Source organism: Burkholderia sp. Bp8991, from assembly GCF_003853795.1.
GTDB lineage: Bacteria > Pseudomonadota > Gammaproteobacteria > Burkholderiales > Burkholderiaceae > Burkholderia.
In genome coordinates, this window is record NZ_QTQJ01000062.1 from 1 (window position 1) to 9,871 (window position 9,871).

The window sequence follows — 9,871 nt, forward strand, 5'->3', positions numbered from 1 at the left end:
ATGCCCGTCCTGCGGAACACGCCTTCCGCGTCGTGGGCTTTCTGGGCGAGGCTTGCAGGGTTCTGCGTGTCGAGCCATGCCTTGACTCGCGAATAGGGCGGGCGAACCTGATCGCCTGCAAGCATTTCGTCAAACGGTGCCATTGAATTTTCTCTTTTTCTGCGAGACGGCCTGCATCGGGCCGCAGGCCGTCCCCCGATTGCGCGTCGGCTTAGTTGTCGCCCTTCTCGAGCACTTGCCGTGTCAGCGTGACCGACGGAATCGTCGGCTTGAGCAACCCACGGCGCGCGCGACTGCTCAACCACTTCCAGCCGGCCACGAGCAGCAGCGCGACCAGCGGGATCGACGCGATCGTCCACGTCCCGTTCGGGTAGTCGAACGCCATCAGCACCAGCACGCCGAGCAGGAACAGCAGCGTGAGCCACGACGTCACGGGCGCGCCCGGCATCCTGAACGGCACGTCCTCCACTTCGCCGCGCCTGACCGCCGCGCGGAACTTCATCTGGCACACGACGATGAAGCCCCACGTGCTGATGATGCCGAGCGACGCGATGTTCAGCACGATCTCGAACACGCTCGACGGCACGAGATAGTTGAGCAGCACGCCGACCACGTAGATCGCGACCGTCACCAGAATGCCCGCGTACGGCACGGATTGCGCGCTCATTCGGCCGAGGAACGCCGGGGCCGAGCCGCCCATCGACAGCGAACGCAGCACGCGCCCGGTCGAATACAGGCCCGAGTTGAGGCTCGACAGCGCCGCCGTCAGCACCACCAGGTTCATCACCGAGCCGATGCCCGGCACGCCGAGCGCGCCGAAGAACGTGACGAACGGGCTCTGGCCCGCCTTGTATGCGCTCCACGGCAGCAGGCAGACCAGCAGCACCACCGACGCGACGTAGAAGATCGCGATGCGCCAGATCACGTTGTTGATCGCGCGCGGAAGCACCTTGCGCGCGTCCTTGCATTCACCGGCGGCCGTGCCGACCAGCTCGACGCCCGCGAACGCGAACACCACGCCCTGCACCAGCACCAGCGCCGGCATCAGTCCATGCGGAAAGAAGCCGCCGTTGTCGGTGATCAGATGCATGCCGGTGTCACGGCCGGCGACCTGCACGCCCGTGCCGAGGATCACCGAGCCGATGATGAGAAACAGCACGATCGCGGCGACCTTGATCAGCGCGAACCAGAACTCCATCTCGGCGAACCACTTCACGCCGATCAGGTTCATCGTCGCGACGATGCAGAGCGCGACGAGCGCGAAGATCCACTGCGGCACGGCCGCGAACGGCGCCCAGTAATGCATGTAGAGCGCGACGGCGGTGATGTCGACGATACCGGTCATCGCCCAGTTCAGGAAGTACATCCAGCCCGCGACGAACGACGCCTTCTCGCCGAGGAATTCGCGCGCGTACGACACGAAGCTGCCGCTGCTGGGGCGATGCATCACGAGTTCGCCGAGCGCGCGCAGGATCAGGAACGAGAACGCGCCGCACACCAGATAGACGATCGCGAGCGACGGTCCGGCGGCCTGCAGACGGCCGCCCGCGCCGAGGAACAGACCGGTGCCGATCGCCCCGCCGATCGCGATCATCTGCACCTGTCGATTGCCGAGGGTCTTGTGATAGCCGGCTTCGTGCGATTCGAGCCAGCTGCGTTTGTCGGTTTCGCCGGTTGTCGACGGTTCGGGAATCGATGCCATGACGGTATCCTCGTGCACGGATGTAATTGGATTCATCCCGATCGCGAGACGATCGGGACCACCGGTACCGGAGGATCAGGGTGCGGATTCAAGCGCACCCATCCTGATTGCGATTCGCCGATCTTGGCGAAAAGCGCGGTATGTCGCGAACTTATTCAGCCGTAATTCCCATCACAAACAGAATGCGAATTTGGACTAGGCCTGTTCGAATTCCTGCATATGGGCCTCGGCCGTAGCGCCGCAAAGTGCGTCAGCGGGCTCGTCGCGTGCGATGCCGCATATCGCGCATGTGCGATTGTCGTTTCGGTTTTTCTGTTTCCACTTCCGACCGGGATTCATGCTGGTTCAGGGTCACTTCGGCTCGCCGCGGCTGCCGTGCGTGATCGAGATCGGCTGCGCGGCACCGCGCGCGATGACGTCCGGCCGGCATTGCCTCAAGCATCAGTGGGCAAAGAGATCGCGACCGACTATCGTGTGATGGACGCGCGCGCTGTGCGGATTTCGCGATGCGCGACGCACTCTGGCATTTCTCTCTTGCGTCGGTCCGATCCGGCAGCACTTCGCGTTGCCGAGACATCAGATGAACGCGGTATGTCGTCGCGCCATGCTCAAAGAACGCCTCGCTACATGGCATGGTTGGACTGTCTCTCCCGCAGCCAACGAAGTAATCTGATAAGGATAACTACTCTTGATGAAGGCACGTAGCCTGCGCTTGTCAACTTGACATAGCCGTAGCAAGACGCTGCCGCGTACGCATCAGGCCGGTTTCCCGCCGCCGTCGCTCGGCGTTGCCGGCCCTGCATCGATCGCGACGCGATTCTTGCCGTCGTGCTTCGCGCGGTACAGCGCGCGGTCGGCGGCTTCGATCAGCGACGTCATCGGCGTGCCGGTCGCCGGCACGACGCTCGCGCCGCCGATGCTGATCGTCACGTAGCGGCCGGTCGACGAATGCACGTGCTCGAGCCGCAGCGCTTCGATCGCAAGGCGAATCTTCTCGGCGAGCAGGCGCACGCCGCCCGGCGACGTGCCCGGCAGCACCACCGCGAATTCCTCGCCGCCGAAGCGTGCGGCGAGATCGCCCGGGCGGCCGAGGCAGCTTTCGACGGTCGAGGCGACCCGCTTGAGCACGTCGTCGCCCGACACGTGGCCGTACGTGTCGTTGTAAAGCTTGAAGTTGTCGACGTCGATCATCAGCAACGACAGCTCGCTGCGTTCGCGCGCGGCGCGCCGCCATTCGGCGTTCAGGTATTCGTCGAGATAGCGCCGGTTCGACAGCCCGGTGAGCCCGTCGGAATGCGTGAGGCGGCGCAGTTCGAGGTTCGCTTCGAGCAATTGCTGCTGCGATTGCCGCAGTGCGCGGTAGGCTTCGTCGCGCTGCAGCAGGTTGACGTACGAGCGCGAGTGGTAGCGGATCCGTGCGACGAGCTCGATGCGGTCCGGCAGCTTCACGAGGTAGTCGTTCGCGCCGGCCGCAAACGCGGCGCTCTTGATTACCGGTTCCTCTTTGGTCGACAGCACGATGATCGGCACGTCGCGGATCACCGGATTCGTGCGGTACGCCTTCACGAGGCTCAATCCGTCGGTGCCGGGCATCACGAGGTCCTGCAGGATCACGGTCGGCCGCGTTTCGACTGCGGCGGCGAGCGCGTCGTCCGAGCGCGGGCAGTAGTGGAAGTCGATGCGGTCCTCGTCGGCAAGCGCGCGCCGCACGGCCTGGGCGACGATCGTCTGGTCGTCGACCAGCAGCACCATCACCGGCACGTCGGTCGCCGGCGGCACCTGCAGGGTCGCGCGCGCGGCTTCGAGCGCCGCGCCCGCGCCGTCCGCGCCGTCCGCGGCGGAAGTGCCGTTATCGTGGCCCGGGCGTCGCGTGGAGTCACTAGTCATGTCGACACCCGTTGTTGCCATTGCTGTCACGCAAGTCCATTTCATTCAGTTCCCGACGAGCGCCGCCAGTTCGCCCGCAATGCGCTCGAGCGGCAGGATTGCGCGCGCGGCGCCGAGCGTCGCGGCGGCTTTCGGCATTCCGTAGACGGCGCTCGTCGCCTGGTCCTGCGCGATCGTATGGTAGCCCTTCATCCGCATCGCCTTCAGCCCGATCGCGCCGTCGCGCCCCATCCCGGTGAGCAGCACGCCGATCACGTCGCCGGGCCAGTGCTCGGTCACGCTGCTGAAGAACACGTCGACCGACGGCCGGTACGGCGTCTCGGCCGGCTCGCGCGTGTATTCGAGCGTGCCGGCGCGCGTGATCCGCAGGTGGTCGTTGGTCGCGGCGAGCAGCACGAACGACGGCTGCGGCCGGTCGCCTTCGCGCGCGATGCGCACGTTGAGCGGCGTCTGGCCGTCGAGCCATTGCGCCATGCCGTCCGCGAACGCCTGGTCGACATGCTGCACGATCACGATCGGCGCGCCGAAATCGGTGGGCAGCGCGCCGAGGATCGACGCAAGCGCAGTCGGGCCGCCGGCCGACGCGCCGATCGCGACGAGCGGCCCGCCGTCGCAGCGCGCCGTCGTGCCGGCGGGGCGGGCGGCGCCCGCCGGATTGTCGAGCAGCCGGCCGATCTGGTCGATCTTCGCGAGCAACAGCTGCGCGGTGTCGCCGTTCGCGCCTGCGCCGAGCCGCGGCGTATCGACTGCGTCGAGCGCGCCCGCGCCCATCGCCTCGTACACGCGCCACGCATTCGCGCCGATGCTGCTCGTCACGATCAGGATCGCGCACGGCTTGCCCGACGACATGATCCGTCGCGTCGCCTCGACACCGTCGAACTTCGGCATGATCAGGTCCATCAGCACGACGTCGGGCGGTTGCGCGGCGCAGAACTCGACGGCCTGCGCGCCGTCGGTCGCGACCCACAGCACGCGGTGCTCGGGCCGCCGCGCGACCGCGCGGCGCAGCGCCTCGACGGCGAGCGGAAGGTCGTTGACGATGCCGATGTTCACGGACGGGCTTCTCCTATCAGGTCGCGTACGGCGTCGAGCAGTGTTTCGTCGTGGAAGCTGCTCTTCGCCAGGTAGTAGTCGGCGCCCGCGTCGAGTCCGCGGCGGCGGTCCTCCTCGCGGTCCTTGTACGACACGATCATCACCGGCAGCGATTTCAGCGCGGCATCGCGCTTGATCAGCGTGACGAGTTCGATGCCGTCCATGCGCGGCATGTCGATGTCGGTCACGACGAGATCGAAATCGGCGCCGCGCAGCGCGTTCCAGCCGTCCATCCCGTCGACCGCGACGGTGACGGCATAGCCGCGCTTTTCGAGCAACTTGCGCTCCAGTTCGCGTACCGTCAGCGAATCGTCGACCACCAGCACGTGCCGGCGCCGTGCGACGGCCGTGTGCTGCGCGCGCTGCACCTTGTCGAGCTGGCCGCCGCGCACGAGCTTGTCGACCGAACGCAGCAAGTCCTCGACGTCGATGATCAGCACCGGTTCGCCATTCTCCATCAGCGCGGCCGCCGCGATGTCCTTGACCTTGCCGAGCCGGCGATCGAGCGGCTGGATCACCAGCATGCATTCGCCGCGGAACCGGTCGACGGCGATCCCGTACGACTCCCATTCGTCGCCGATCACGACGGTCGCGACGCTGTCGCCCGCCTGTTCCGGCGGCGGTGCGCCGAGCAGCTGGTGCGCGGTGACGAGCCCGACCGGGCGGCCGTCGAAGCGGAAATGCTGCTGGCCTTCGAGCGTGTCGATGTCGGCGCGCGCGAGTTCGAGCGTGCGGCGCACGTGGGCAAGCGGGATCGCGTACGCTTCGCCGCCGACCTCGACGAGCAGGCTGCGCACGATCGAGAGCGTGAGCGGCAGTTGCAGCACGAAGCGCGCGCCGCGGCCCGGCTCGGTGAAGATCCGCACGGTGCCGCGCACGGCCTTGACCATGTCGTGCACCGCGTCGAGGCCGACGCCGCGGCCCGACACATCGGTGACGCGGTCGCGCATCGAGAAGCCGGGGAGCAGCAGGAAGTCGAGCAGCTCGAGGTCGGACAGCCGCGCGGCCGTGTCCGCGTCGGCGAGCCGGCGCCGCACGACGCCTGCACGGAGCGCGTCGAGATCGATGCCGGCGCCGTCGTCGCTGACGGAGATCAGCAACTGGCCCGCGCTGTGGCGCGCTTCGAGCGTCACGCTCGCTTCGGCCGGCTTGCCGCGCGCGATGCGCTCGTCGGGCGTCTCGACGCCGTGGTCGAGCGCGTTGCGCAGCAGGTGGCCGAGCGGCGCGTCGAGCATGTCGAGGATGTCGCGGTCGACCTGCGTCGTTTCGCCGACGATCGCGAATCGCACGCGCTTGCCGAGCGAACGTGCGAGATCGCGGACGATGCGCGGATACGCGTGCGTTGCGTCGCCGAACGGTCGCATCCGGCAGCGCAACGCTTCGTCGTAAAGCTGCTGCGCGAGATGCGTGCTGCGGCGGTCGAAGCGGTCGAGCTCGTCCAGGCGCGCGCCGAGCTGCAGCTGCAGGTTGCCGAGCCCCTGGCGCACATCGTTCAGCGACGCGAGCGCGGCCGGGTCGAGCCGCTCCGCGAGCGTTTCGACGAGCACGTCCAGCGAGCGCGCGACGTCGCGCTGCATCCGCTTGATGCGCAGGATCGAGCCCGTGAACGGCTTCAGCCAGTGCGATTCGACGAGCGATTCGCTGGACAGGCTCAACAGCTGATCGAGTTGCTCGGCGCGTACGCGCAGCATCCGCTGCGGATCGTGCCGGGGGGGCGGTTGGGTGTGCAAAGGCGGGGCGTCGGGCGCGACGGCATGCAAGCCCGGCGACGGATCGGCCGGCGGGTGGCGCGGCGGGCCGTCGCCGGTGCACGGCGATATCGAGACAAGGGCGGCATCGTCGGGCGCGGAGCCGATGTGCGGCGCTGCGGCGCCTGGTTCCGGCGCGGGCGGTACGGGCAGTGTAAGCGGTGTGAGCGACACCGCGCGTTCGGCGCGCTCGTCCGACGCATCGGTCGGACCCAGTGCGGCCAGCGCGTCGAGGTCCGCGCGCGAGATCGCCGCCGCCGGATCGGCGTTGCCGACGCGCAGCAGCAGGTCCACGCCATGCAGCAGTGCGTCGATGTGCGCGGTCGTCAGCGTCAGCTCGCCACGCTGCGCGGCAACGAAGCATTCCTCCATCGCGTGCGCGACGTCGACGCCGTCCTGCAGGTCGACGATGCGCGCGGCGCCCTTCAGCGAATGCGCGGCGCGCATGCACGCTTCCAGCGCGGGCGCGTCGCCGGGCGAATGTTCGAGCGTTAGCAGGCCACTCGCGAGCGCCTGCGTCTGCGTGTGTGCTTCGTCGCGGAATAGGTCGAGCAGCGACAGGCGCATCAGGTCGTCGTCCGTGCTCATCGCAGGCTCCTCGCAAGCGAGTCGAACACGCGATCGGTGTCCAGCACGCCGATCGTTGTATCGCGCCACGCGAGCAGGCCGCGCGTGTGCATCGCGGCCGCGTGGGTGAGCGTCGTCGGCACCGGCAGCAGCGCATGCGCCGCGAAGCGCAGCACGCCCTCGACCTCGTCGACGGGCAGCGCAACCGCGTCGCCGCGATGCTCGACGACCAGCATCCGCGCATACGCGTTGCGCGACTCGTGCGGTCCGGTCGCGTTGCGTTCGAGATTCAGCAGTACGCCGAGGGATGCTGCGATCGTCAGCGTGCCGCGCACGTTGACCAGCCCGAGCACGGCGCCGTCGCGCCGGTGCGGCAGCGAATGGATCGGGCGCGGCCCATCGACCTGCCGCAGCGCGGCGGCGGGCAGGCCGAGCCATTCGTCGCCGACGCGGAACGCGAGCGCGGACTGCTGCGCTTGCGCATCGTCGGCAGATGCGGCGGATGCAGTGAGTCGTGCGTCTGCAGGGGCTGGCTGCGAGGTGCTGCGTGCGGCGCGCGCCGTTTCGGCGAGGTCCGCGTCGGTGAGCGGCCGGTCGAGCAGCTTCCCGGCCGCGTGTTCGAACACCGGGCAGTTCAGGCAGCGGGTGTGCACGGCAAGCCGCGGACACGAGCCGTCACCTCGCGTGCCGATGAGATTCCAGCAATCGTCGACGGCCCTGGCCGGAGCGCGATCGTCACGAGCGGCGTGGGTCATGGGTTCCGCCCGGTTCGCTGGTCCGGTCCGCCGTCGGCACGGCTGACGTGCCGCGCGCTTGCCCGCTGCGCACGCAGCATCAGTTGCCGGGCACCTGCCGCGTCACCTGCCGCGTCGCGCAGCGCGGCGAGATGGGTCAGGGCCTCATAGTGAGCCGGGTCGAGATACAGCGTCTTGCGATAAAAATCCTGCGCGTCCGCATCGAGGCCGCGCGCATCGGCGATCAGGCCAAGCAGGTAGAACGCGTCCGCGTCGGGGCCGTGCGCGAGCGTGAATGCGTGCGCGGCACGCTCGGCGTCGTCGAGGTGGCCCGTGTCGGCGAGCCGGCGGGCGTCGGCGAGCATGGGCGCCGGGGCGGCGGGTGCGCTCGGCGCGGCATCCGCGGCATCGGGCGCCGCCTGCGCGATGCGTGTGGCCGGCGGCCGCTGTGGCACGGCCGGCGGGCGGTGCAGGGTTGCCGTTGCGAAATGGTTTGCCGTGGAGGGTGCCGCCACCGGGTGCCGGGGCGGCAACGTCTGCGGCGCCACCGGCTTCGCAGATGCCACAGACACAGTGGGCGGCCGCTCGCCATCGTTCGCGCCCGTGGCCGGAGCATCAGCCTGCGCCGCGCGATGGAACGCGAACGCAAGCGGAATGCGCGCGGGCGCCAGCGCATGCCGCATCATCAGCCCCGTCTCGGCCGGGCCGACGAAGATCGTGCCGCCGTCCGCGAGTTGCCGCTCGAGCAGCCGGATCGACTGGTCCTGAGCGTGTCGGTCGAAATAGATCAGCACGTTGCGGCAGAAGATGAAGTCGTAGCGCGTGTCCGCGTCGAGCGGCAGGTCGAACAGGTTCGCCTGCACGAAGCGTACCGGTTCGCGCACCCGCGGGTCGAGCTGCCAGCCGCCGATCGTTTCGCTGAAGTGGCGGTCGCGGAATTCGAGCGGGTGGCCACGAAATGCGTTGCGTCCGTAGACGCCGGCCCGCGCCCGCTCGATCGCGCGTGCGCTGATGTCGATCGCGTCGATCGCGAAGCGTGACGGGCCGATGCCGGCGTCAAGCAGTGCCATCGAGATTGAATACGGCTCCTCGCCGGTCGAGCACGGCACGCTCAGCACGCGCAGCGTGCGCGCCGGCTCGCGCACGAGCCGCACGTCGGCGATCCGCGCAAGCGCGACGAATGCCTCGCGGTCGCGGAAGAACCACGTTTCCGGCACGACCAGCGTTTCGATCAGTGCCTGCCGTTCGTCCGCGGACGCATTCAGCCGCTGCCAGTACGCATCGATCGCGGCGCCACCGGCGGCCTCGGCGACGTCGTCCGGCATGCCGCCGGCGGGCCGCGGTGTGTCGGGCGCGTCCGGTGCATCGGCCTGCGTGACGCGTGCGCGTTCGGCAACCGCGCGCGGGAGCGCACGATTGCCGAGCGTCGCCGCATCCATCCCGGTTTCACGCGCGAGCCATGCTTCGAATCGAGGGTCGTTGGCGTTCATCATGGCCATCATCCGGCAAGCGCCTGCGCGGGCGGAAACAGCAATGCGCGCGCGTCGTCATCGAGCATCTGCTCTACGTCGATCCGCTGCACGAATCCCGTCGCGTCGGCGGCGACCGGCCCGAGCCAACGCGCGTGCGGCGTCGCGATCCCGCTGTCGGCGAATTGCGCGGGCGCGAACTCGCGCACCTGCGTCGCGTGCTCGACGATCAGCCCGAGCCATCGATCGGCGCCGTCCGCCTCGTGTTGCTGCGCATAGCGCACGACGACGAGCCGCGTCGATCGCAGCGTGTGCGCCGCGCGCCCGAGCGCGAGCCGCGGCACGTCAATCACCGGCACCAGCTTGCCCCGGTGATCGATCACGCCGGTGAGCCATGGCGGCGTACCCAGCATCGACTTCACGGGCGCGAGCGCCAGCACCTCGACGATCCGCGTCGCATCGAGCGCATAGCGTTCGCCGTCGAGTTCAAAAAGTAGGAAGAGCATCGTGTCGTCCGCACGAAGGCCGCGTGCGTCAGCCGTCGATCTTGAAGCGCGACACGCCGGTGCGCAGGTGGTTCGCGACGAGCGTCAGATCGTCGATCGCCTGCGACGACTGGCGCAGCGATTCGGCCGTCTGCTGCGCGGCTTCCGACAGCTGCGACAGCGCCTG

General features: G+C 68.7%; 7 protein-coding genes. All 7 read right to left on the reverse strand.

What is annotated here, in order from left to right; all coding sequences use genetic code 11:
• Positions 1 to 211: 211 nt before the first annotated feature.
• Positions 212 to 1,702, reverse strand: a complete 1,491-nt coding sequence (ansP, locus tag DIE02_RS34985; protein ID WP_124530291.1) for an L-asparagine permease — start codon at positions 1,700 to 1,702, stop codon at positions 212 to 214.
• A gap of 756 nt (positions 1,703 to 2,458) precedes the next feature.
• Positions 2,459 to 3,589 carry a diguanylate cyclase gene (locus DIE02_RS34995; protein WP_124530292.1) on the reverse strand — a complete coding sequence of 377 codons (1,131 nt, stop codon included), beginning with the start codon at positions 3,587 to 3,589 and terminating at the stop codon, positions 2,459 to 2,461.
• Positions 3,590 to 3,634: 45 nt separating this feature from the next.
• Positions 3,635 to 4,642, reverse strand: coding sequence for a chemotaxis response regulator protein-glutamate methylesterase (locus tag DIE02_RS35000; protein ID WP_124530293.1), 1,008 nt, complete (start codon positions 4,640 to 4,642; stop codon positions 3,635 to 3,637).
• On the reverse strand, positions 4,639 to 7,017 hold the full coding sequence (locus tag DIE02_RS35005) for a hybrid sensor histidine kinase/response regulator (protein ID WP_124530294.1): 2,379 nt from the start codon (positions 7,015 to 7,017) through the stop codon (positions 4,639 to 4,641). The genes DIE02_RS35000 and DIE02_RS35005 overlap by 4 nt, the downstream gene beginning before the upstream one ends.
• Positions 7,014 to 7,751 carry a chemotaxis protein CheW gene (locus DIE02_RS35010; RefSeq protein ID WP_124489842.1) on the reverse strand — a complete coding sequence of 246 codons (738 nt, stop codon included), beginning with the start codon at positions 7,749 to 7,751 and terminating at the stop codon, positions 7,014 to 7,016. The genes DIE02_RS35005 and DIE02_RS35010 overlap by 4 nt, the downstream gene beginning before the upstream one ends.
• Positions 7,748 to 9,220 (reverse strand): protein-glutamate O-methyltransferase CheR, encoded by a 1,473-nt coding sequence (locus DIE02_RS35015; RefSeq protein ID WP_124530296.1) that lies wholly within the window; start codon positions 9,218 to 9,220, stop codon positions 7,748 to 7,750. Before DIE02_RS35015 ends, DIE02_RS35010 begins: the two co-directional genes overlap by 4 nt.
• 8 nt (positions 9,221 to 9,228) lie before the next feature.
• Positions 9,229 to 9,705 carry a chemotaxis protein CheW gene (locus DIE02_RS35020; protein ID WP_124530295.1) on the reverse strand — a complete coding sequence of 159 codons (477 nt, stop codon included), beginning with the start codon at positions 9,703 to 9,705 and terminating at the stop codon, positions 9,229 to 9,231.
• Positions 9,706 to 9,871 lie beyond the last annotated feature (166 nt).